Below are 24,234 nucleotides of genomic sequence, written 5' to 3'. Positions count from 1 at the left end.
TCAAGAATTATAACTCTTGACAGATTCGTGTCAAGTGAAGGAAGGAAACTTATATATCATGGATAAAAAGAAATACGAAATGCATGAAAAACTAAAAAGGTTCAAACAAATCACGGCCATGATTTTAATGATAATGTGCGGTATTTGGTATGTGACTTCTGAGAGAAAGGAAACAGGTATCAGCTTTGTAAGTGAACAGCAGGCAAATGCAATAATATATGAAGAGACCGGTGTTTCAGAGGGTAAAGCCGTGACTGATATAAACGATCAAACTGACTTTCCGGATGATGTACAGAAAAAGAATAATACAGGTGATAACGTATATGAAGAAGCATCACGTGAGACAGAAGAAAATGAATCTGAAGATGTTCTTGAGGAAACAGAAATAGCCTTACCGGAGGAAGCCGAGGTAAACACAGAAGAGAACTCGTCACTTGTAAATCTGAATAAAGCATCATTACAGGAGCTTGATTCATTGCCTGGAGTCGGTCCTTCAACGGCACAAAATATTATAGATTACAGAAACAGGTATGGCGGATTTGCAGATATTGAAGAAATCAAAAATGTAAAAAGAATAGGCGACAAAACTTTTGAAAAGCTTAAAAATTATATTACTGTGAGATAATATGCATTATTTGATGCATAAAACATATTATTGTGTTATCATATTGCCAAGGTTTAACTAAAAAATTGTCGGACTATGCCTAAATTTAAAAATAATCTGTACAAATTCGGCAGATGTCTGTAAAATGTGCATTTGCACAACTTTTATTGGAGGTTCTTTATGGAACAGAATCAAGAGAGAGCAACACATGTTGTATATGAGAAGGATGAGAACGGACAGGTTGTTATAGCTGATGAAGTTGTAGCAGTCATTGCCGGTATCGCAGCAACAGAGATTGAAGGAGTTGATTCCATGGACGGTGGATGGTCCGGAGAGATCATTACGATGATGGGTATCAAGGATCTTTCAAAGGGTGTGTCCATCAGCATCGAAGAAGAGCATGTCTCCGTTGATCTGAGTCTTAATGTCAAGTATGGTTACTCTATTCCTGAAGTATCCAAGAATGTTCAGGATAAGGTTGCTCAGGCTATTGAGTCTATGACCGGTCTTAACGTACTTGATGTCAACATCAAGATCTCCGGAGTTGTTACACCTGAAGAGTAAGTATTCTTACTATATGGAGTTTATATCCAGGAAACTTTTAGTCAGTACATTGAAATGAGATAGGAAAATATGAATAAGCGAGAAGAAAGAGATCATAAATTTAAACTTCTTTTCTCCACACAGTTTTACCCCGGAGAGGAGATCCCTACACAGATGGAGCGTTACTTTGATTCACCTGATTACGAAGACGGTGACAATCTGATCCGCATTGAGAAGCTTTCTGAGGAAGATCAGCAGGAACTTGAAAGTGCTGTTCAGAAGATAGTTGATAAGATTCCTGAGCTTGATGAAAGAATCAATTCGTCTGCTGAAGGATGGAAGACTGATCGTATGACCAAGACAGACCTTACAGCGATTCGTCTTGCTCTGTATGAGATCAATTATGATGAGACTGTACCTGAGAAGGTAGCCATAAACGAGGCTATTGAACTGGCCAAGAAGTATGGCGGCAATGAATCAGGTTCTTTTGTTAACGGAGTCCTTGCGAGGCTTGTTGACAGTACTCGTGAGCCTAAGAAGATTGAAAAGGCTCCTCGCAAGCAGCAGGGTGAAGTTACAGAGAAAAAGTCTGCTGAGGGTAAGAGTGTTCATATCCTAATCAATAAAAATAAAAAATAAATATGAAGCAGCTTAGAAATGCATATACGGTTTCGCAGGTCAACGGATACATATCCAATATGTTTGCCCAGGATTTTGCGTTGTCCGGTATCACTATCAAAGGCGAAATATCGAACCTGAAGTATCATACTTCAGGTCATATTTACTTCACATTAAAGGATTCAGCTTCGCAGATTTCCGGCGTTATGTTCGCCAGAGATCGTGCGGGGCTTCAGTTTAAGTTAGAGGATGGTATGAGTGTCCTCTGTACCGGTAATGTGGGAGTATATGAAAGAGGCGGTAACTATCAGATATATGCCAGGAGCTTTGTGGCGGATGGCATAGGTGATCTTTACGTAAGATTTGAACAGCTGAAAGAAGAACTTTCAGATATGGGACTGTTTGATCCTATGTATAAAAAGCCGATACCTGATTATGCCTCCAGGATAGGTATAGTGACTGCCAAGACCGGTGCTGCTGTCAGAGATATTATCCAGATATCCAAAAGACGAAATCCTTATGTTGATATAACTTTATATCCTGCTCTTGTTCAGGGCGACGGTGCTGTCGAATCCATAGTCAGAGGAATCAAAACTCTCGATCTCATGAATCTTGATGTGATCATTGTCGGAAGAGGCGGTGGTTCCATTGAGGATCTTTGGGCTTTTAATGAGCGTGACGTTGCTCAGGCTATTTTTGATGCAGACACACCTATCATCAGTGCTGTAGGACATGAGACAGATACCACCATAGCGGATTTTGTGGCGGATCTCAGAGCACCTACGCCAAGTGCAGGAGCAGAACTGGCTGTATTTGACTTCCAAAAGTTCATCGAAGATCTTGCGGGTTATAAGATGACCTTGAATTCAGTCATAAATGAACATATACATGATGCACGTCAGAAAACGTCTTTGTGTAAGCTGAATGTCAATCAACATAATCCTAAGTTCATACTCAGCGGATACCAGAAAAAAAGTATCCTTCTAAAAAGTGAACTTGACAGGCATATGCAGGATAAGCTGGTTCTTTCAAAAGATAAACTGAAAAACTATCTGGTAATCAGTACCATAATGAATGATCGCCTGCAGACTTTTAAACATCGTTTTCGAGATTTTGATGGTTTTTCAGCACTTATGGAGAAGAGCCTTGACAAAGCACATCATAAGCTTATGCTCAGGACAGAAAGACTTGATGCTGTCAGTCCGCTTCGCAAGCTGTCCGGTGGTTATGGCTATGTACAGGGCGAAGATGGTCACAGATTAGACAGTATAAAAAAGGTCAAAGAAGGTTCAATCATTACAACCACACTAAAAGACGGGCGTTTCAGAAGCCGTGTAGAGGAGGTCATATATGCCGGCAAGAGCTAAAAAAACAACCGAAGAAACAGCTGAGGAAAACAAGCTTCCTCTGAATGAGGTATTCAAAGAACTTGATGATCTTATAGTGAAAATGGAAGATGAAGACAGCCTGGAAAAAACATTTGATATGTATAAAAAAGGCATTGAGTTATTGAAAACTGCAAATGACAGTATCGACAGGATTGAAAAACAGGTAAAGGTATTGGATGATGATGGAATTCTCTCATGAACTTAATGAAACAGTGACTACTGTAAATGAAATCATTAAAAATCAACTTCCACCGGTAGATGGACTTCAGTCTACAGTTCTCGAAGCGATGAAGTATTCAGTGGAAGCAGGCGGGAAACGTATCAGGCCCATGCTTATGCTTAAAAGCTATGAACTGTATATCGATATTGCGGGTGAAAGCAGAGACAGGTTCATGAGACCGATACTTCATGCATGCATGGGTGCCATGGAGATGATACATACATTCAGCCTGTGCCATGATGATCTTCCATGCATGGACGGCGATAAGTACAGGAGAGGCAGAGAATCCACCTGGTACAAATTCGGTGAAGCCATGGGTACACTTGCCGGGGATGCTTTATCGCTTTATGCATTTGAAGCGGTTTCGGAAGCATATAGAAAGCAGCTTACTTCTGCGTTGTCAGGAGAATCGGATATTTCGGCAACAGATATCAATTCCTTTTCACTTTCCGTAGTTAAGGCCATCAATTATCTTTCTTCTCTGTCCGGAGTTAACGGGATGCTTGGAGGACAGGTTGTAGATGTGGAGATGACCGGACATAAGCTTTCAAACGAGCAGCTAATGTTTATATACAGACTTAAAACCGGTGCATTACTTCAGGCTTCACTTATGACGGGGGCAATTCTCGGTGGTGCGGATGATGAAGATATAGCGCGTCTTTCCGGAATCGGTGAAAAAATTGGCGTGGCTTTTCAGATTCAGGATGATATACTTGACGAAACAAGTACGGAAGAAGTGCTTGGTAAGCCTATTCATTCAGATGATCTCAATAATAAGACCACATATGTTTCCATATATGGCCTTTCAGAGGCTCATAAAGAAGTTGAGAAGCTTTCGGTACAGGCAATCGAAGAGCTTAAGGAACTTAAATCAGTTAATGAGGATTGCAAAAACTTCCTTATCAGTCTGACGGATATGCTTATAAATCGAAAGAAATGATGTGGGTCAGTAAGGGAATAGTGTATGAGAGATAACCTGTTATCTGCATGAGACATTAGCCATCTATCTCCCGGATACTCATAAATATTTAGAAAGTTTAAAGTTTGAAATGTTACTTGATGATATACATGGACCTCATGATCTAAAGAGGCTTAATGACAGGCAACTTGATCAGCTTGCGTCCGAAATCAGACAATTTATAATCGAAAAAACATCAGAATACGGCGGGCATCTTGCATCCAATCTGGGAGTTGTTGATCTCACCATCGGGCTGTATCGTGCACTTGATCTGCCAAATGATAAGATAGTATGGGATGTGGGACATCAGGCTTATACTCATAAGATTCTTTCCGGTCGTAAAGATAATTTTGACGGTTTAAGACAGTATCATGGCATGAGCGGTTTCCCTAAACGTTCTGAAAGTCCATATGATTGTTTCGGAACAGGTCATAGTTCGACTTCTATCTCTGCAGGGCTCGGTATTGCTGCTGCAAGAGACATTAAGGGTGAAAACTATACTGTGGTTTCCGTGATCGGAGACGGAGCATTGACGGGAGGCCTTGCTTACGAAGGTCTGAACAATGCATCCCGGATGCATAAGAATTTTATCATTGTTCTCAATGATAACAATATGTCAATTTCCCAGAATGTCGGAGGTATATCCAAATATCTCAACGGATTACGTTCGGCAAAGGGGTATAATCGTCTGAAAGTCGATGTTGGCGGTGTTCTTCTGAAAGTTCCTTTTGTCGGTGAGACTGTAGTAAGGCAGATTCAGCAGGCCAAGAAATCTCTGAAACAGCTTGTTATTCCCGGTATGTTTTTCGAAGATATGGGAATAACATATCTCGGACCTATCGATGGACACAATATTAAAGAAGTAGAACGTACAATCAATGAAGCCAAGCAGATAGATCATGCAGTTATAGTTCATGTACTGACACAAAAAGGTAAGGGTTATAAGCCGGCGGAGAAATATCCATCAAGATATCATGGAGTATCTCCGTTTGATGTACATTCGGGAAAACCTCTTTCACACAAGGGGAAAACATATACGGAATTCTTTTCTGATAAGATATGTGAGCTTGCCAAAAGCAATAAGAAGATCGTTGGAATTACAGCTGCAATGCCTGACGGAACAGGACTTACGAAGTTTTCACATGAGTTCCCAAATAGATTTTTTGATGTAGGTATAGCTGAACAACATGCTGTGACCTGTGCCGCCGGTATGGCATCCAACGGACTCAAGCCTGTTATTGCCGTATATTCAAGCTTTTTACAAAGAGCCTATGACCAGATTGTTCATGATGTTTGCCTTCAGAAACTTCCTGTTGTATTTTGCATCGACAGAGCAGGGCTTGTCGGGTCAGACGGAGAGACACATCAGGGAATTTTTGATTATAGCTTCCTTACATCTATTCCTCATATGTCTGTTATGGCACCAAAGAATGCTATAGAGCTTGGAATGATGATGGAATTTGCTATGAATTACAATCTTCCCATCAGTATCAGGTATCCGAGGGGTGTTGCATATCAGGGTTTAAGTGAATACGCTGCTCCTATTGAGTACGGAAGATCAGAGATGATCCATAAAGGAGAGAAGATAGCTCTTCTTGCTGCAGGCTCTATGGTTTCGACAGCGCTTCATATCAGAGAAAAGGCATTGAACAAGGGATTTGATCTCACACTGGTTAATGCACGTTTCATCAAACCTGTCGATACTTCAATGCTTGACCTTCTTGCATCAGATCATGAGGTCATAGTTACACTTGAAGAAAATGTCAAGCAGGGAGGATTTGGCATACAGGTTGAAGCTTATATTCATGAAAATCATCCGGAAGTGAAGATAGTAACTGTGACATTGCCTGATAATTATGTTGAGCATGGTGATGTCACTAAACTCCGTGAAGGATTAGGCATAGACAGTGAATCAATCATGAGGCTTTTGAGTGAAAAAGGTATCATCGATTTTGACTGAAAACACTCTATAGTTTTGAAAGGGATTTGTTTTGAAAAAAGAGAGACTTGATGTTTTGCTGGTAAATAAAGGTCTGGCTGAATCCAGAGAAAAAGCAAAGCGCACAATCATGGCAGGAATAGTTTATGTTAACGGTGAAAAAGAAGATAAAGCCGGTACTACATTTGATCCTGAAGTGTCTATAGAGGTAAGGGGCAATGTCTTACCTTATGTTTCAAGAGGTGGTTTAAAGCTTGAAAAAGCAATCAGGGAGTTTGGAGTTTCCTGTGAAGGCAAGGTCTGCATTGATATCGGAGCAAGTACAGGCGGTTTCACAGACTGCATGCTTCAGAACGGAGCAGTGAAAGTATTTGCAATTGATGTAGGACATGGACAGCTTGACTGGAAACTGAGAAATGACGAACGTGTTGTCTGCATGGAAAAAACAAATATTCGTTACGTGAAGCCTGAGGATCTTGGCGAAAAGGCAAGACTTGTCTCTATCGATGTCAGCTTTATCAGTCTTCAGCTTGTGCTTCCTGTAGTTAAAACTCTTATTGAGGAAGACTGCCAGGTTGTATGTCTCATTAAGCCTCAGTTTGAGGCAGGAAGAGATCAGGTTGGTAAGAAGGGCGTAGTCAGAGACAAGAAGGTTCATGTTGAAGTTATCGAAAAGACTCTGGCATTCGCTTATTCCATAGGCTTTGAGCTCAAAGGACTTACCTTCAGTCCTATAAAGGGACCTGAAGGTAATATCGAATACTTGTGCGAACTGATGCTTGGCGGTGATGACAATGCTGACAATGAAGAAAATCTTATGTGGATTCATGAAACAGCAGTAAAGACTGTAGATGCATCACATGATATGCTGGATATCAAGTGATTCTTATGGGATTGTTGCATAGAGTTATTGAGAATGCTTTGACACCTGTGTTATTTAGGATTCATTGGTATAAAGAGTATTCCGGGTTACACATAGATTGGTTTATTTTGATTTGACATGAAAGTAACATTAGTTGTTAATACAAGAAAAACAGAAGCTATAGACTATAAACATGCTATAGAGGATCATCTTTCATCAAAGGGGGTTAAAGTCACTTCTATCCTGGAAGAAAACTATAACAGAGATGATTTTTTTGATACAGACGCCATCGTAAGTATCGGTGGTGATGGAACCATGCTCAGGATAGCCGGAGTACTGAGAGGACAGGATACCCCGATACTTGGTGTAAATGCAGGACATCTGGGCTATCTCACTGAAGTTTCAAGGATTGAACAGATTCCTGAAGCTATGGATCGTCTGATCAGACATGATTACATTCGTGATGTAAGAACTATGCTTCATGGAAGTGTACGACGTAACGGTGAAGTCATCTCCAGAGGAACTGCATTAAACGAAATACTTGTCAGCCGCAGAAACGGAATCAGCGTGATGCATTTTGCTGTTTCGTGTGACGGACAGGAACTCAGTAATTACACTTCGGATGGCATCATTTTTTCTACACCGACAGGTTCCACTGCCTACAATCTTTCAGCAGGAGGTCCTATAGTTTCACCGGGTTCACCGGTTATAGTCATGACTCCGATATGTGCCCACAGTACAAAAAGCAGACCGGTTGTACTTTCTGATTCAAGCCGTATTCAGATCAGAGTTGAATCAGAAAATGAAATCGTGGCTTTTGACGGTGAGCATATAATTGATCTTAAACAGGGTGATATTGTCACTGTCAGAAAAGCAAATGAGATGACTACACTTATCAAATTACGTGAGGGAAGTTTTTTGGAAACACTCCGAAAAAAGATGGATAATGAACATTGATGCACAGTTATTTTCGATGCATGAACATGTTCGCGAGTATTGAGGCTTGACGGAAGCTGTTTTTCCCCGACAGTATGATATGTATCTTTTTCCTGGCTATAATAAAACATTTACACTTAATTTACGTATAAGGGAGAGCTGAGATGAAGAAATCAAGGCATCAGAAAATCATTGAACTGGTTGGAAGAATGCGTATAGGCACACAGGAAGAGCTTGCGGATATTCTTAACAGAGAAGGATATAAAGTCACACAGGCAACTGTATCAAGAGACATAAAAGAACTCAAGCTCAGTAAAGTTGCCGGAAACGATGGCATTCAGTACTATCAGATCATAGAGAAAGAAGAACATGTATACTCGGAGAAGTATATCCGTGTTCTCAGAGAGGCTCTGATGAGTATGGATACAGCAGGTAATCTTCTTGTTATCCGTACCATGGCAGGCATGGCCAATGCAGTTGCTGCAGCATTGGACCAGTTCAGACTTGAGAAGATCGTCGGAACCCTTGCCGGAGACGATACTATCATGTGTGCCATGAAAAATGCACAGGACGCCGAAGAAGTAAAGAGCCGCATACAGGAAATCATGGAATGACATATTCATGAACTAAATGCCGCAACATTTTATAACATTTACCGGATGATAAAGATAACTTAAAAAGAGGAGACAAAATGCTATATCATCTATATGTAAAAGATCTTGCACTCATAGAATCATCTGAGGTTGAGTTCGGAGAAGGACTTAATATACTTACCGGAGAAACAGGTGCCGGAAAATCCATTCTGATAGGTTCAATAAATCTATGCCTTGGTTCTAAAGCGAATAAGGATATGATACGAAACGGCAAGGAATATGGTTTCGTGGAAATAGTATTCGGAGGTCTCACAGAGGAACAGGAAGCGTTCATGAGATCCCTTGATATAGAACCCGAAGACGGGCAGATCATAATCAGGCGTAAAATCTCAACCACAAGATCCGAAATCAAAATCAATGATGAAACTGTTACACTTGCAAAGCTTCGTAAAGTGGCAGAACAGCTTATCGATATACATGGACAGCATGAACATCAGTCTTTATTAAGAGATGGATATCATCTTAAGGTACTTGATGATTTTCAGCAGAAAGAGACGGGATCCCTTCGTTTGTCTGTTTCCGGAAAATATCGTGAATATGTTCAGCTTAAGGAAAAACTCGACAGTTTTAACATGGATGAAAGTCAAAGACAAAGAGAACTTGATTTTCTTAAATTTGAAATTGAGGATATAGAGAACGCTGAGCTTAAAGAGGGGGAAGAGGAAGAGCTTGCCCAGAGATACAAAAAGTATCAGAACATACAAAAGATTTATGGTTCAGTTCAAAAAGCAAGAGCTGTACTCGATCAAGTTGATTTGTCATCAGCTATAAAGTCCATACAGGATGCGCTTGGTTATGATGATTCACTTCAGAATATAAGCGACAGTTTGTATGATCTCCAGACTATTTCAGAGGATACTGTCAGGGAACTGGATCATTATCTCGATAAAAATGATTTTGATGAAGAGGATTTTCAGGAGGTTACCGAAAGGCTTGACTATATCCGTGGAGTCATGGCCAAGTATGGCGGTACTGTAGATAAGACAGAAAAAGCCCTTGTTGAAAAGCAGGAGAGATTAAAACTTCTCGAAGACTATGACGAAGAAAGGTCCAAATGCGAAAAAACATTGGACAAGACAAAATCAGAACTTCTGAAGCTTTGTTCAGAACTTACAAATGCCCGTAAGAAGGGTGCAAAAGTTCTTGCAGAAAGGATTCGTACCGAGATGACCGAAATGGGATTTCTCGACGTAAAGTTTGAACTTGCGTTTACCGAGTTGAGTGAACCGGGATCAAACGGCATAGATGAGGTGCATTTTGTAGTTAGTCTGAATCCCGGTGAGCCACTGAGACCACTCAGTGACGTGGCATCCGGTGGTGAACTCAGCCGTATCATGCTCTCTATCAAAACTGTCCTTGCGGATACCGATGAAATATCTACACTTATTTTTGACGAGATAGATACAGGAATATCAGGCAGAACGGCTGAAAAAGTATCAGAGAAGCTGAAAAAGATCTCCATGTCACATCAGGTTATACTTATAACTCATCTTCCTCAGATAGCTGCAAAGGCAGATGAACATTTCTGCATTGAAAAGCTTGCGGAAAGCGGACATACACATACAAATATCAGAAGACTTGATGAAGATGAATCTGTCATGGAACTTGCGAGACTTCTTGCCGGAGGCAGAGTGACTGATGCGGTACTTGCCAATGCCAGAGAACTTAAAAGTCTTGCGAAGGGTGCTTCTAAAGAAGTATAATAATAGAGACAATATGTAAAAATTTAAGATTAAAGGTGTCTTGCATATTTTGTCATCACATCATGTATATACCAGAAGCATTCAACTAAATAGCAAGTAGGAGGCTGTATAAAATGAAAAATGTATTGATGCTTGCATCGGAAGCTGTACCTTTTATAAAAACCGGTGGATTGGCCGATGTAGTTGGTTCTCTTCCGAAAACCATCGATAAACGTTATTATGATTGCCGTGTTATGATTCCAAAGTATATGTGCATACCTTGGGAATGGCGTCAGAAAATGGAGTATGTAACACATTTTTACATGGATTATCTAGGACAGTCTCGATATGTAGGCGTTCTTAAGTATGAGCAGGACGGCGTGACATACTACTTCATTGATAATGAATCATATTTCTCCGGCGATCGTCCATACGGAGACTGGTATTGGGATCTTGAGAAGTTCTGTTTCTTCTGCTATGCCGCACTTTCAGCATTGCCTCTTCTTGACTGGCATCCTGATCTTATTCATTGTCATGACTGGCAGACAGGCCTTGTTCCGGTACTGCTACATGACAAGTTTGCCGGTGGAGAGTTTTATCGTTCCATAAAGTCTGTTATTACAATTCATAATCTTAAATTCCAGGGAGTTTGGGATGTTAAGACCATACAGCGCTTCACACAGTTAAGTGATTATTATTTTACTGCCGATAAACTCGAGTGCAAGAAGGACGGTAATCTCTTAAAGGGCGGTATTGTTTATGCTGATGCTATAACAACTGTTTCCGATACTTATGCAGAGGAGATCAAGATGCCGTTCTATGGTGAAGGTCTTGATGGACTTCTGAGAGCAAGAGAACATGACCTCAGAGGTATTGTTAACGGTATCGACTATGATGAGTGGAATCCTGAAACTGATAAGTTCCTTGTAAAGAATTACAATGCAAAGAACTTCAGAAAAGAAAAAGCCAGAAACAAGAAGGCTCTTCAGGAAGAGTGGGGTATGGATGTAGATCCCGGTAAGATGATGATAGGTATCGTATCAAGACTTACAGATCAGAAGGGACTTGATCTTGTAGAGTGCATCATGGATGAACTTTGTCAGGATGATATTCAGTTTGTTGTACTAGGAACAGGTGACGAGAAGTATGAGAATATGTTCCGCCACTATGACTGGAAGTATCACAATAAGGTTTCTGCACAGATTTATTATTCCAATGCAATAAGCCATAAGATGTACGCTGCTTGTGATGCATACCTTATGCCGTCACTTTTTGAGCCGTGCGGTCTTTCACAGCTCATAGCACTGAGATACGGAACCATACCTATAGTCAGAGAAACCGGTGGACTCAGAGATACAGTTGAGCCTTTCAATGAATATGAGGACAAGGGTACAGGTTTCTCATTCATGAATTACAATGCACATGAGATGCTTTCAACCATCCGTTATGCAGAAAAAATATATTACGATCGTAAACGTGACTGGAACAAGATGGTAGATCGTGCCATGGCTACGGATTATTCATGGAGAACATCTGCTATGAAATATCAGGAGCTTTATGATTGGTTGATAGGATATTGATTTTAGATGAATTTTTTTGATGAACTACTTAGCAATTATATGCTTGTGACAGCTGTAGTCTCCTGGTTTTCAGCACAGGTGATAAAGACGGCTATTGATGCATATTTCAACAGAGGAATCAATTGGGAAAGAATGACTGGATCAGGTGGCATGCCTTCCAGCCATTCTTCATTCGTGGTATCTATAGCGACTGCTGCCGCACTTCAATATGGAATATCATCATCATATTTTGCCATGAGTTTTGCTCTTGCCAGTGTTGTAATGTATGATGCTACAGGTGTACGCAGAGAAACAGGAAAACAGGCTGTTCTTCTTAACAAGATTCTCGAAGACAATCCATTTAACTGGAAACCTGAAGAATTCGAAATGAAGCTTAAGGAGTATGTGGGACATACACCCTTACAGGTACTTATGGGAGCTATACTCGGTATAGTTGTAGCTTTTTTAGTCAAGATAAAGTACCCATATTTATAGGCTCATCAGGATACTAATAACGTATGATTTTAAAGAATATAAAAAAAATTACAGTAGTACTTATAAGCTGCATGCTTATGGCATGCAGCTTAGTTTCGTGTAAAGGTGTTGAAATCACCGGAAAAACAGAAGACGTAGCCGGCTATACTGAAGCCGAGTGCAGAATAGTTATCGGTTCTGAAAGAAACAGATATCAGAATGCACTTGGTGCAGAGATATGGAATCTTCCTGTTGAGAATCAGTTCGAAACAACCTATGGTCCTTACTTTGTAGCGAGGATAAAGGAGTTTCTTCAGGATATAAAAACTCTGAATCTCCTCGCGGAAAGAACAGGAATCATAGCAACATCCACAGAGATGGATACCATAAGAACCATAGCCGGTCAATTCTATGATAGCCTTACCCCGGAAGATAAGGAATTCATGGGTGATTGCTCTCTGGATGATGTCATCCATATCTATACAGAGTATTTCGTTGCATGCAAGACTGCAAACTATCTGATATCTGATGCAGATCTTGAGGTATCTGACGCTGAAGTAAAAGTAATCAAAATACAGCTAATAGAAAAATCGGACCTTGCAGAAGCACAGAAACTACTTGAACTTGTTAATGTTGAAGGAGCAAATTTTGCCTATTACGCAAGACAAAACAGCGAAGATACAGATATAGAAAAAACTCTTTCAAAGTCTGACAGTACTGATGAGTTGTATACGGCAGCATTTTCTCTTGAAGAAGGTCAGATTTCAGATATCATCTCAAAGGATGGAAAGTACTATATCATCAAATGTATCAATGCTTACGATGAAGAGGCAACTCATGATAAAAAGAAAAAGCTGGAGAGTGCTTTAAAGTCAAAAGCATTTTTTGATGATTTCGGTGAATACAAGGAACAGCATATAGTACGATTCAGAGAACCTTTCTGGAATGAGATAGATCTTTCTCAAAATAGTGAAAGTAAAGCTGATAATTTCTTTGAATTATTTGATGAAAATGTCAATTTAAAGTAATTGAATTGGCACATAATGGAAGCATCTGCCGAAATACTATACAAAATAAAAATTTATTTTAATGCACTTTTCACAGATATTTAATATGTATTAATAACCTCTTGAAAACGTTTTCTTAAAATTCTAAAATAAAAATGAAAAATTTATAAAGTGATTTAACATTATGTTATACGGTCAATAACATAATGTTAAACCCAATATCCATAAGGTTGTGTCATTCTTTTAAGATCAATTCTTTGAAGTCTTTTAAGTCTGGCATGTTTCGTCAGTCAGGTTTAGGGATAAATGCTGGCTGACGTCCAAAAAGTCAGGAGGTTATGTATGATCAGTTTTTTCATTTGTCTCTGCTTACTGATCGCAGGCTACTTTACTTATGGTAAATTGGTTGACAGCACCTTTGGGCCGGATGATCGTGAAACACCGGCCGTATCTATTAACGATGGTGTCGATTACGTAGTTTTACCACAGTGGAAGCTGTTCCTGGTTCAGCTTTTGAACATCGCAGGACTTGGTCCTATCTTTGGTGCACTTCAGGGAGCTCTTTGGGGACCTATCGTATTTCTTTGGATCACTTTTGGTACTATCTTTGCAGGTGGTGTTCATGATTATTTCTCCGGTATGCTTAGTGAGAGAAATAACGGTGAGTCCATTGCAGAGGTTACAGGTAAGTACCTCGGAAAGACCATGAAGAACATTATGAGAGTATTCTCAGTTGTACTTCTTGTTATGGTAGGTACAGTATTTGCAGTAGGACCTGCAGGTCTTATTGTTCAGCTTCTTGCAAACAAGGGTGTTACGGGAGCATTTGCCAATACAGCAGTATGGCTTGCAATCATCCTTACTTACTACTTCATCGCAACTTTCATTTCAATCGACAAAATCATCGGTAAGATTTATCCGATATTCGGTATCTGTCTTATCATCATGGCAATCGGTGTAGTTATTGGACTTCCATTAAATGGTTTCCATACACCTGAGCTTTGGGACCACTTCTATAACATGCATCCTAAGACAACTCCTATATGGTCATTCATGTTCATAACCGTTGCATGTGGTGCTATTTCAGGTTTCCATTCAACACAGTCACCTATCATGGCAAGATGTCTTAAGTCAGAGAGACAGGGACACTTCGTTTTCTATGGAGCCATGGTAGCTGAAGGATGTATCGCTCTTGTATGGGCTGCCGCCGGATGTTCACTTTATGCCGCTGATGGTGGTCTGAACACAGGTCTTCAGGAAGCTCTTGCAGCCGGACAGTCTGCTGCCATCTATGATGTATGTGTAAAGACTATGGGAAGTGTTGGTGTTGTTCTTGCAATGCTTGGTGTAGTTGCTTGTCCTATCACATCAGGTGATACAGCATTCCGTTCAGCAAGACTTACACTTTCAGACTGGTTAAAGATTGAGCAGGAGTCTTTTACAAACAGACTTAAGCTTTGTGTTCCACTTCTTGGATGCGGTGCTTTCCTTGGATTTGGTAACTCTCTGGGAATCTTCAGCTATGCTGTTATCTGGAGATATTTCTCATGGACAAACCAGACACTTGCAATGCTTGTTCTTTGGTCAGGTGCTATGTATCTCGTAAGAGAGAAGAAGAATTATTGGGTTTGTGCAGTTCCTGCAACATTCATGTCAGCAGTTTCTGCTACATATTTCTCAATGGCTCCTGAATGTCTGGGACTTATCCCTGTATTCACAAACAATAAGACATTTGCATATCCATTCGGTATCATCGTTGCAATCTGCTTCCTTGCTCTTTTCCTTAAAGCAGCAAAGAAGTACAATCCGAATCAGCATATGAATATGAACCATGCAGGTGCAGCTCACGCATAAGTCTAAATAGAGTTCTTTCTATTCTTACCTATGTAAATAGATATACGGTAGATATCAAATGACCGATGATACTACATATATGAGCAGTTCTTAACTTTGAAAATGATAAAGCAGAGTGGAGATTTATTCACTCTGCTTTTTATATATGTGTTCCCGGAATAAATATTTTTAGAATATATAAAGGTTTTAGCAGTGTTTATTTTGAGAACATTTTAAAGGGAGGTTGTCATGTTATTTATTCCAAAATGTCTCGGAACCACAAGATTAACAAAAGAAGAGCTCAAAGAGGATAAGAAAAGGTGTTTCAAAATCGGACCTTGTGGTCTTGGAGAGAAAGCTCTTTATTTAAACAGCTTTTTCATAGACAGAGTTTACTACATTTGTTACAGAGACATAAACAGATGTTTCAAGAGAGTCGCCATGAGCAAAGGCGGATTCACCGGAAAAGGTGTATTTGGAAGTATGCCATATCTTGTTGTTCAGTACGGAACGGGAATGGAAAAACAGTGTAATTTCAAATTTGAAGAAGAGGTTGATATGTTTCTTGAAGAACTTTCAAAGATCAGACCTGAGATGCCTCTTCACAGTGTTGAAGCAGAGTTTAAACTTCGTGAAGCAGAAGAGAAAGAACGAAACAGATACCTTAAGGTACTTTCGCCGGAGCAGGAGAATTCAGTTAATGTACTTAAGGAGGCCAAGGAAGTTGTAAATGCCTATCCCGATCAGTACACAAAGCTTTCGGTAAGTGCAAAACAGAAAAGAATCATCGAACGAATCAGTCCTACATATCAAAAAGTTGCTTTAGTGATCCTAATGCTTTCCATATTTGCTGCAGTATTTGGAATATTTGCTTTGCTAAAGGGCATGGGTATAGCGATATATTTTGTTCTTTTTGGATTTTCATTTATATTTGTTGTCATTTCTTCAAGAATACTTCCTACAGGACATAACAACAAAGCCTATGCAGAAAAAGAATGGTCTGATGCATTAAAAGAAATGTCAGAGACTATGAAGGATAATGTTAACTTCCCGGTACCTCCTCAATATGCTCATCCTATAGTGCTTGATCGAATGATTAGAGTTATTCGTGAAGGAAGAGCTGAAAGTGTAGGCGAGGCTTTTATGATAATGAAAGATGATCTCAAAAAACTTAACAGTGATGTTACTGTTTCTCAGAAAGAATATGATGAGGTAGTGACAGTTAAGCCTATGTTCCTTGTTATGAATTATGAATAAAAATAATCCCGCACACTTCGGTGTACGGGATTTGTAATATACAGTGATCAAATAGCTAAAACGATGCCACCATCTTCAGCATAGACGGTAGCAACACCCATGGTGTTGGAAATAACTATCCTGCGGAATGATGCGAGTTTCAAAAGTTCTTCCTTAACATACTCTGCGCGTTCAGGATTGTTTACATGACAAATGGTTATAAGCATATGCTGTGTTTTTTCAGGACCGCCTGCACGCTCTACAGCAAGTTCAACCATACGCTTAATCGCTTTGTTGAGACCTCTCTGCTGATCAAGCTTCTGAATGACGCCATGAATTGCAGTCATAACCGGTTTGATATTGAGAGCTGTGGCCAGGAATGACTTCATTGCAGAAAGACGTCCGTTTCTACGAAGATTCTCAATTGACTCAAGAACAAATAATATCTGCATAACATGAATCTTGTCGTTTATAATTGTGACAACCTCATCGAAGGTCTTTCCCTCGGCCTTTAATTCCTGAATCGTAAGACAAAGATTCAACTCACCGGCAGTGGCAGTATCTGTACTGAAAACATATACCTTTTTTGTACTGTCAGGGTGATCCTCTTCAAACATCTGAAGACCTATAACAGCAGACTGATAAGAGCCGGAAAGATGCTCTGATATAGTTATGACATAATTTTCATCAGAATCGCTTTCTTCTATTGCATGCATAAATGCTTCAGGTGAAGGACATGCTGTCTTGGCACCTTCTGTAGACTCCTTCAGCCTTTTCAGGAAGTCCACCTGATTAAAGTTCTCATCATCAACAACAGAATAGGTTCCGATCTCCAATGTGAGCGGAACTATAGTAAAATGAGGATCAGCTTTTAATTCCGGTGTTAAATCACAGCAGCTGTCTCCTATAATTTTGTAATCCATAAAACCTCCGGGTTTTCTGACGTAGTTTTGATTACTACATATTATAACAAACGATAAAAGTATGTCAATAACCTTGCCCTTAAGCCCGTTAAGCGTTAATATAAAAAGAAGTGTGAAATCTATTTGCCATATAGCATTCATAAAATATCTAAACGGCAGAAAAGGTCAAAGAATATATGAGCTTAAAAAATTTTTCCAAAAACAATCCTGACTATTTAAAAGAAAACGAGTACTTAAAGAAGTATAGACGAAGCAATTCCGATATTACTTCCCGGTCATCAGATACAAAAGACGGAGAACATAAAAGTTTCTCTGTAGATATCACTCCCGGCGATTCAAGAAAAAAAGGAACTTCCAGACGGAGAGTTCAGGAACCATTGCCGGATGAGAATTCAGAAGATTTCTACCTTGATGATGAAACATCAGAATCAGATATATCTTTTTTTCATGATGAAGAAAAAAGCATTGAAGAAAAGCTTGCTGAGGGAAAAGAGGCAGTTCGTAACCGATACAGACAAAGGGCAAAAAAACGGCAGGTTTACAGGCTGTCTGTTATTCTCATAGCTATAGACTTACTGATAATTATATTTTTAGCTTTTGGCATCTTTACCGGTAAGATCAATCTCGGCGGCCTGTTTAAGGGAAAAAGTGAAACCAACACAACAGTATCTGCTGAAGTAAACGAATCTTCAGAGGCCAGTGAAACAGCCGGCGACGGAACTGAAACAGCCATGGCAGCGGTAAACGATCTGACTACACTTATAGCAACAAGTGACAGACAGGCTGCAATGTATGATTATGATGCAGCAATTGCAACATTATCAGGTTCAAGTTATGCATCAGATGCTACAGTACAGTCAAAGATACAGGAATATCAGGCTTCCGCAGCCGCTTGTGTTCCTTTTGATAACTCACAGATAACACACATTTTCTTCCATATACTATGTGTTGATACCGACAGGGCATTTACAAACGATGCAGCCGGAAAGGATTTCAACCAGGTTATGACCACAATACCTGAATTCGAGGCTATCCTTCAGCAGATGTATGACAGAGGATATGTTCTTGTAGGACTTCATGATATGGCTGAGATCCAGACTCAGGAAGATGGTACAGAGAAGATGGTACAGAAGAAAATCATGCTACCTGAAGGCAAGAAGGCCTTTGTTATGTCCGAGGATGATGTCTGCTACTACGAGTACATGGAGGGCAAGGGCTTTGCCGACAAGATGGTTCTTGATGAAAACGGAAAGCTGAAACTTCAGTACACAGATGCTCAGGGTAATGTTTCGGTTGGAGACTATGACATTGTACCAATACTTGATAACTTTATAGAGCAGCATCCTGATTTCTCATACAGAGGTGCAAAGGCAATCATGGCATTCACAGGATATAATGGTGTTCTTGGATATCGTACGGATGAAACCTATGATGCAGCATCTCCGAATTATGACAGCAAAATGAAGGCCAATGACAATATCGCAGCTGACAGAGAAACAGTCAGAACATTGTTCCAGGCACTTGTAGATGACGGATATGAGCTTGCATCTCACAGCTGGGGACATGTTAACTTCACAAAGAGAGAGCTTGCGGATCTTACTAGAGATACTGACAGATGGGAACGTAACGTAGAATCTCTGATGCCCGGTAACTGTGATATCATTCTTTATCCGTTCGGCGCAGACATTGCGGACTGGCATCCTTATACTACTGAAAATGAAAAGTTTAATATGCTGGAGAATGCAGGATTCAGATACTTCTGTAATGTTGACTCATCTCAGGTCTGGGTTCAGTTCGGAAGCAACTTTGTTCGTCAGGGTCGAAGAAATCTGGATGGATACAGACTATGGATGGACTATTCAGGACAGGCTACCAAGTTGTCGGATCTTTTGGATGTAAGCACTGTATTTGATACCAGAAGACCAACTCCTATCACCTGGAATTAAGATATACCGTATCGGTAAATAATTGTAATAATATATATAAAATCTAATAAAGGAAAACATATTGATTCTTATATAACTATAGGGTATCTTATGTATTCGTAAATGTAATATAAAAGAGTGTGTATAATGTACATACTCTTTTATTTTTGTGAATAAGTGCCGTGCATATAAGCCATGATGAAAACGAAACACTCTTTTCGGCTTCATCACTTGAAATGAATATAGACGGGTGTTATACTACTTTCAAGTTGTAAAGCGTGAAAGTAGTTATATTAACGTTTGACCGATTTAAAAGATTAAACCATAAAAATATTGAAGTATTTATGCATTAGCACTTTATAAAACTAATACCTGATTATTAAGTGGATTTCATGTTCACACAAAAGAATATAGTATGCAGTGCGACAAAGAAGTCGATTTGATTATTTCTGGCGACAGGTGCGCACGGAATGGAGAGATTATGAACAGTAAGTTAAAAACAAATGAAGTTGACCATTTATTCGATGCTATTCTTACATTAAAATCAAAGGATGAATGCTATAAGTTTTTTGAGGATGTCTGCACTATCAATGAGCTTCTTTCCATGGCTCAGCGTTATGAAGTAGCAAAGATGCTCAGAGAAGGTGATACCTATCTCAATATAGCCAAGGCTACAGGTGCTTCTACAGCGACTATTTCGAGAGTCAACCGTTCACTTAATTACGGTGCTGACGGCTATGATATGGTTTTCAGCAGACTCGGCTATGAAGATAATCTCAAGAGAAAATAATAAAAAAAGAGTGTATCGCCTGAATGACGATACACTCTTTTTATCTTGATGCAAACACCCAGTCTGATCTCAAAGTCCAATGATGTAATAAACTATCACTTCTTTTTCTTCATCGCACGTTCTTCAGCTATCCTGGCAAATTCAGCTTCATGAAGCTTATCGGCGATCTTTTCCATCAGAAGTTTCTTCATAAATACATCCAGACCAAGCTCACATAAAAATGAGAAAAGCTGGAGTTCCTGACGATCTTCATCTGAAAGATCACTGAATTTAGGATCATCTGCTTTGAAAGAATTCAAAGAGAGGCCAGCCATATTCTCGACCTCTGCAAATATACGCTCTTTCTCATCCGGTTCCAAAGTAAATACCTCATCATATATGTCAGTGAGTGTAACCGATGAATGTCCGGAGAAATACTTCTCATTAAGTGGCTTTAATATAACCTCGATATCATTGAGCTGAAGAATACCCTTGTAATAATAGATGAATAACAAAATGAGCATATGCTCGCGGTTATATCTCTTTTTATTGGGCGGAGGAAGAAGCTTGTTTTTCGCATAATTGTTGATCATGGTTTTGGTCAACGCTTTATCCTCATGATGTCTCTTTATGGGGTCAAGATGTAGATCCATAAATCCCGTGACCTGATCCATATACAGTTCAAGATTGGGAATATCGTCAGTAGTTATATGACTCAGAGAATGAAAATATTCAATTAATTCTTCAAAAAAATTTTTGTCCATGCCGTAAAGTATAACACAACTGATTTTTTGTAACAACAGCTAGTTTCTTATACTACATAATACTTTAACATATAAAACGTGGCAGAACATTATCCCATATGTTATAATCGAGCAACTGTCTATCAGGATATGATTTTAGACGATATGAGACACAAATACTATGGAATCACTGATTAAATAGCCGATCAGATTGGCATCTGTATGTCAGATATTTCGGCTAAGATACAGCGATAATAGATAAGGAGAGATATGGAAAATCTTGAAAGTATATTAAATAAAGAACAGTGTGAAGCTGTCAAAGCCACTGAAGGCCCGTTACTGGTTCTTGCAGGAGCCGGTTCAGGAAAAACACGGGTTCTGACACATCGTATAGCTTATCTTATTGAGAACTGCAGAGTGGCTCCATGGAATATCCTTGCTATAACATTTACCAACAAAGCCGCAGGGGAAATGAGAGAACGTGTAGACAAAATCGTCGGTGATAGAGCACGTGAAGTATGGGTATCAACATTTCATTCCATGTGTGTACGTATGCTGCGCAGATATATAGAGCGTATAGGTTATACGTCAAATTTCTCGATATATGACACTGATGACCAGAAAACAGTTATGCGTCAGATCTTTAAGGAACTGAACATTGATTCCAAAAACATCAAGGAACGTGCTGTACTTTCCGCGATTTCAAAGGCAAAAAATGAAGGTATGTCACCTTCCGAATACCGTGATCAGATTTCCGGCGGAGATTACAACGAAAAAAAGATAGCAGATTGCTACACTCTTTATGAAAAGAAACTTCATCAGAATGATGCACTTGATTTTGATGATCTTCTGATGAAAACAGTCGAGCTATTGGATACAGAGCCTGAGGTTTTGGATTATTATCAGGAACGTTTCAAGTATATTCTGGTTGATGAGTATCAGGATACCAATGATATTCAGTTCAATCTTGTCCATAAGCTTGCAGCAAAATATAAAAACATTTGCGTTGTAGGTGATGATGACCAAAGTATCTACAAATTCCGTGGTGCCAATCTTGAAAATATTCTTTCATTTGAAAAAAGTTTTCCTGGTGCAAGAGTTATCAAGCTTGAGCAGAACTACCGTTCAACAGAGAAAATTCTTGATTGTGCCAATGCTGTCATTGCTCACAATACCGGACGTAAGCAGAAACGCCTTTGGACAGATAAAAAGGGTGGCGCAGATGTAACTTTTCAGGAGTTTGAGAGTGCCAATGATGAAGCATATGCAGTTATACGGGAAGTAAAGAACACCGGACGTTCATATCAGGATCAGGCTATTCTTTACCGTACCAACGCCCAGTCACGTCTCATGGAAGAACAGTGCATAAAGATGAATGTCCCTTACCAGATAATCGGTGGTGTAAACTTCTATCAGCGAAAGGAAATAAAAGACGTTCTTGCGTATATGAAGGTCATAGCCAATGCTGCTGATAATGTCGCCTTCGAACGTATCATCAATGTACCGAAACGAGGTATCGGCGATGCAACACTTGAAAAGCTCAGAGTATTTGCTTCTGCCAATACTACTTCCGAACACGTAGTCACCATGTATGAAGCAGCCGCCAAAACAGATATTATAGGCATTGGCGGAAAAGCAGGTACAAAGCTTAAAGAGTTTGTTGAAATGATTGAAAACTGGAAATACAAGCTTCGTATCGCCGGATACATGGATGAGCAGGCATTAGATGAGGAAAGCTTTTCCATTCAGAAACTTATTGAGTCAATCCGTGATGATACCGGATATGGTAATGAAATAAAAGCTGAGGGAACCATAGAAGCCGAGACCAGATTCCAGAATATCGAAGAAATCATAAACAAGGCATCTGACTATCAGTCCAAAGCCGAAGAGCCTAAACTCAGTGAGTTTCTTGAGGAGGTTTCATTGGTTGCTGATATTGACAGAAAAGATGATGATACGGATCTTCTCACACTTATGACACTTCACGGAGCCAAAGGCCTTGAATTCCCAAAGGTTTATCTTGTGGGTATGAGCGATGGCCTGTTCCCCGGATACATGTCCATGAACGAACATGAGGATCTCGAAGAAGAAAGACGTCTCTGCTATGTAGGCATTACCCGTGCAGAGGAGGAACTTGTGATGACATCAGCACGTTCCAGGATGGTCAACGGTAACTATGAAAGAATGAAAGCTTCCATGTTCATTGACGAAATACCGGATGAAATGTGCAGAAAAACATTTCTCAATCGTTTCAATGATGATGACACACCTTTTGCAGACTCCTTCGGAGGATTCGGTGGTTCCGGTTCAAACTATGGCGGACGTTCTTTTGGCGGTTCAGGTTACGGAAGTCGTCAGGGAGGATTCGGAACAGGCAGTTATGGAACTGGTTCCGGATACGGCAATTACAGAACCAACAAACGGGAAAGCCAAAAGTATAATGAACGTGATGAATACAGAAATCATGATGATGACTTCGGAACAGTTATAGGCGGAAGAAGCAGTCGCAGCACCGGCCGTGGTTCATCATCAGGATTCGGTACATCCGGTGGTTTCGGCGCTAACAGTTATGGACTTTCCGGTATGGGATCAACAGGATACGGAAGCAGAAAAGCTGCAGCTTCAGCTAAAAAGTCAGGCTCAGGCATCCCTAAGAATCTTATGACTACAGGTGTTCAGAAACTTGACAGTCTTGATTATAAAGAAGGCGATACAGTAAGCCATATCAAATTCGGAAAGGGAACGGTTGTTTCCATCACTGATGGTAAAAAAGACTTTGAAGTTACAGTGGATTTTGAAAAATCAGGACAGAAGAAGATGTTGGCAAGTTTTGCAAAGCTCAAAAAAGTCGATCAGGATTTATGAACTAGTGAAAATAATCTTCATTTCCTCATTTTGCAGCATAGTAATATTCCACTATCAATGGTATAATTTCTTGTGTATCACATAGAGGAGGTATCTCATGGATAAGTTTGATATTTTGAGTTTATTTGATAATGCAAAAGATTTCAAAAACTGTGTAAAGACACACAGAGAAGATGCTAAAGAGCGTGCTGAATTACTTCTTCAGAAGCTTAAATTACAGGATTATCTTGAGCAGAAAAAGGAAGATGAAAAGCTTAAGAAGACTCTTCTTACTATTCTTGCCATCATCGGAATCATCGCTTCGGTTGCAGCTATAGCCTATGCTGTTTATCGTTTTGTTGCACCTGATTATCTTGAGGACTATGATGACTATGAGGATCCTGAAGAGGATGGAGAAATAGCAGAGGATTGACACTGTACAGGTGCTCTGATCCGGCATGTGCTTTTACCACATATATCGCAGCATTTCAAAGAGACATGGTTTTATGACCTGTCTC

22 protein-coding genes are annotated in these 24,234 nt (G+C 39.8%); 20 read left to right on the top strand and 2 right to left on the bottom strand.

What is annotated here, in order from left to right:
* Window positions 1-58 precede the first annotated feature (58 nt).
* The 16 genes from BM294_RS03540 to BM294_RS03465 all read left to right on the top strand — a co-directional run bounded on the left by BM294_RS03540 (window position 59) and on the right by BM294_RS03465 (window position 16,533).
* On the top strand, window positions 59-625 hold the full coding sequence (locus BM294_RS03540) for a ComEA family DNA-binding protein (protein WP_091204954.1): 567 nt from the start codon (window positions 59-61) through the stop codon (window positions 623-625).
* A gap of 159 nt (window positions 626-784) precedes the next feature.
* Window positions 785-1,168, top strand: coding sequence for an Asp23/Gls24 family envelope stress response protein (locus BM294_RS03535; RefSeq protein WP_091204952.1), 384 nt, complete (start codon window positions 785-787; stop codon window positions 1,166-1,168).
* 69 nt (window positions 1,169-1,237) lie between these two features.
* Window positions 1,238-1,786: a transcription antitermination factor NusB gene (nusB, locus tag BM294_RS03530; RefSeq protein ID WP_091204951.1), complete on the top strand. Its 549-nt coding sequence runs from the start codon at window positions 1,238-1,240 to the stop codon at window positions 1,784-1,786.
* Window positions 1,787-1,788: 2 nt separating this feature from the next.
* Complete coding sequence (gene xseA / locus BM294_RS03525) at window positions 1,789-3,132, top strand: exodeoxyribonuclease VII large subunit (RefSeq protein WP_091204949.1); 1,344 nt, start codon at window positions 1,789-1,791, stop codon at window positions 3,130-3,132.
* Window positions 3,116-3,352: an exodeoxyribonuclease VII small subunit gene (locus BM294_RS03520; RefSeq protein ID WP_091204948.1), complete on the top strand. Its 237-nt coding sequence runs from the start codon at window positions 3,116-3,118 to the stop codon at window positions 3,350-3,352. Before xseA ends, BM294_RS03520 begins: the two co-directional genes overlap by 17 nt.
* Complete coding sequence (locus BM294_RS03515) at window positions 3,330-4,313, top strand: polyprenyl synthetase family protein (RefSeq protein ID WP_242944408.1); 984 nt, start codon at window positions 3,330-3,332, stop codon at window positions 4,311-4,313. The genes BM294_RS03520 and BM294_RS03515 overlap by 23 nt, the downstream gene beginning before the upstream one ends.
* Window positions 4,314-4,422: 109 nt before the next feature.
* Window positions 4,423-6,291 carry a 1-deoxy-D-xylulose-5-phosphate synthase gene (gene dxs / locus BM294_RS03510; RefSeq protein ID WP_091204944.1) on the top strand — a complete coding sequence of 623 codons (1,869 nt, stop codon included), beginning with the start codon at window positions 4,423-4,425 and terminating at the stop codon, window positions 6,289-6,291.
* Window positions 6,292-6,322: 31 nt separating this feature from the next.
* Window positions 6,323-7,153: a TlyA family RNA methyltransferase gene (locus tag BM294_RS03505; protein WP_091204943.1), complete on the top strand. Its 831-nt coding sequence runs from the start codon at window positions 6,323-6,325 to the stop codon at window positions 7,151-7,153.
* A gap of 117 nt (window positions 7,154-7,270) precedes the next feature.
* Entirely contained in the window at window positions 7,271-8,089 is an 819-nt protein-coding gene (locus BM294_RS03500) for an NAD(+)/NADH kinase (protein ID WP_091204941.1), read from the top strand.
* Between the two features lie 143 nt (window positions 8,090-8,232).
* Window positions 8,233-8,682 carry an arginine repressor gene (gene argR / locus BM294_RS03495; protein ID WP_091204940.1) on the top strand — a complete coding sequence of 150 codons (450 nt, stop codon included), beginning with the start codon at window positions 8,233-8,235 and terminating at the stop codon, window positions 8,680-8,682.
* Window positions 8,683-8,759: 77 nt separating this feature from the next.
* The gene (recN, locus tag BM294_RS03490) at window positions 8,760-10,424 is read left to right on the top strand and encodes a DNA repair protein RecN (protein WP_091204938.1); all 1,665 of its coding nucleotides are present in this window, start codon (window positions 8,760-8,762) and stop codon (window positions 10,422-10,424) included.
* 113 nt (window positions 10,425-10,537) lie between these two features.
* Entirely contained in the window at window positions 10,538-11,983 is a 1,446-nt protein-coding gene (glgA, locus tag BM294_RS03485; RefSeq protein ID WP_091204937.1) for a glycogen synthase GlgA, read from the top strand.
* A gap of 6 nt (window positions 11,984-11,989) precedes the next feature.
* A complete protein-coding gene (locus BM294_RS03480) occupies window positions 11,990-12,457 on the top strand; it encodes a divergent PAP2 family protein (RefSeq protein ID WP_091204935.1) in 468 nt (155 codons plus the stop codon).
* A 23-nt stretch (window positions 12,458-12,480) separates the two neighbouring features.
* Window positions 12,481-13,464 (top strand): peptidylprolyl isomerase, encoded by a 984-nt coding sequence (locus BM294_RS03475; protein WP_091204934.1) that lies wholly within the window; start codon window positions 12,481-12,483, stop codon window positions 13,462-13,464.
* 321 nt (window positions 13,465-13,785) lie between these two features.
* A complete protein-coding gene (locus BM294_RS03470; protein ID WP_091204931.1) occupies window positions 13,786-15,297 on the top strand; it encodes a carbon starvation CstA family protein in 1,512 nt (503 codons plus the stop codon).
* 228 nt (window positions 15,298-15,525) lie between these two features.
* Entirely contained in the window at window positions 15,526-16,533 is a 1,008-nt protein-coding gene (locus BM294_RS03465; protein WP_091204930.1) for an ATPase P, read from the top strand.
* A gap of 47 nt (window positions 16,534-16,580) precedes the next feature.
* On the opposite strand, the gene BM294_RS03460 is transcribed toward BM294_RS03465, so the two are convergent.
* A complete protein-coding gene (locus tag BM294_RS03460) occupies window positions 16,581-17,435 on the bottom strand; it encodes a DegV family protein (RefSeq protein WP_091204928.1) in 855 nt (284 codons plus the stop codon).
* Window positions 17,436-17,611: 176 nt separating this feature from the next.
* Between BM294_RS03460 and BM294_RS03455 the strand changes: the two genes are divergently transcribed.
* Together BM294_RS03455 and BM294_RS03450 are read left to right on the top strand one after the other, a co-directional pair.
* A complete protein-coding gene (locus tag BM294_RS03455) occupies window positions 17,612-19,381 on the top strand; it encodes a polysaccharide deacetylase family protein (protein ID WP_242944407.1) in 1,770 nt (589 codons plus the stop codon).
* A gap of 460 nt (window positions 19,382-19,841) precedes the next feature.
* Window positions 19,842-20,150, top strand: coding sequence for a YerC/YecD family TrpR-related protein (locus tag BM294_RS03450; protein WP_091204927.1), 309 nt, complete (start codon window positions 19,842-19,844; stop codon window positions 20,148-20,150).
* A gap of 95 nt (window positions 20,151-20,245) precedes the next feature.
* Here BM294_RS03450 and BM294_RS03445 read toward each other — a convergent pair whose 3' ends face one another.
* Window positions 20,246-20,893, bottom strand: a complete 648-nt coding sequence (locus tag BM294_RS03445) for a DUF1836 domain-containing protein (RefSeq protein WP_091205060.1) — start codon at window positions 20,891-20,893, stop codon at window positions 20,246-20,248.
* 249 nt (window positions 20,894-21,142) lie between these two features.
* Here BM294_RS03445 and BM294_RS03440 point away from each other — a divergent pair, with 249 nt between their 5' ends.
* Together BM294_RS03440 and BM294_RS03435 are read left to right on the top strand one after the other, a co-directional pair.
* On the top strand, window positions 21,143-23,737 hold the full coding sequence (locus tag BM294_RS03440) for an ATP-dependent helicase (RefSeq protein ID WP_091204925.1): 2,595 nt from the start codon (window positions 21,143-21,145) through the stop codon (window positions 23,735-23,737).
* 97 nt (window positions 23,738-23,834) lie between these two features.
* Window positions 23,835-24,149, top strand: a complete 315-nt coding sequence (locus BM294_RS03435) for a DUF4366 domain-containing protein (RefSeq protein WP_242944406.1) — start codon at window positions 23,835-23,837, stop codon at window positions 24,147-24,149.
* Window positions 24,150-24,234 lie beyond the last annotated feature (85 nt).

The sequence above is a fragment of the Oribacterium sp. WCC10 genome, from assembly GCF_900113415.1.
Lineage (GTDB): Bacteria > Bacillota > Clostridia > Lachnospirales > Lachnospiraceae > Oribacterium.
This window is presented reverse-complemented; position numbering and strand designations above follow the sequence as displayed.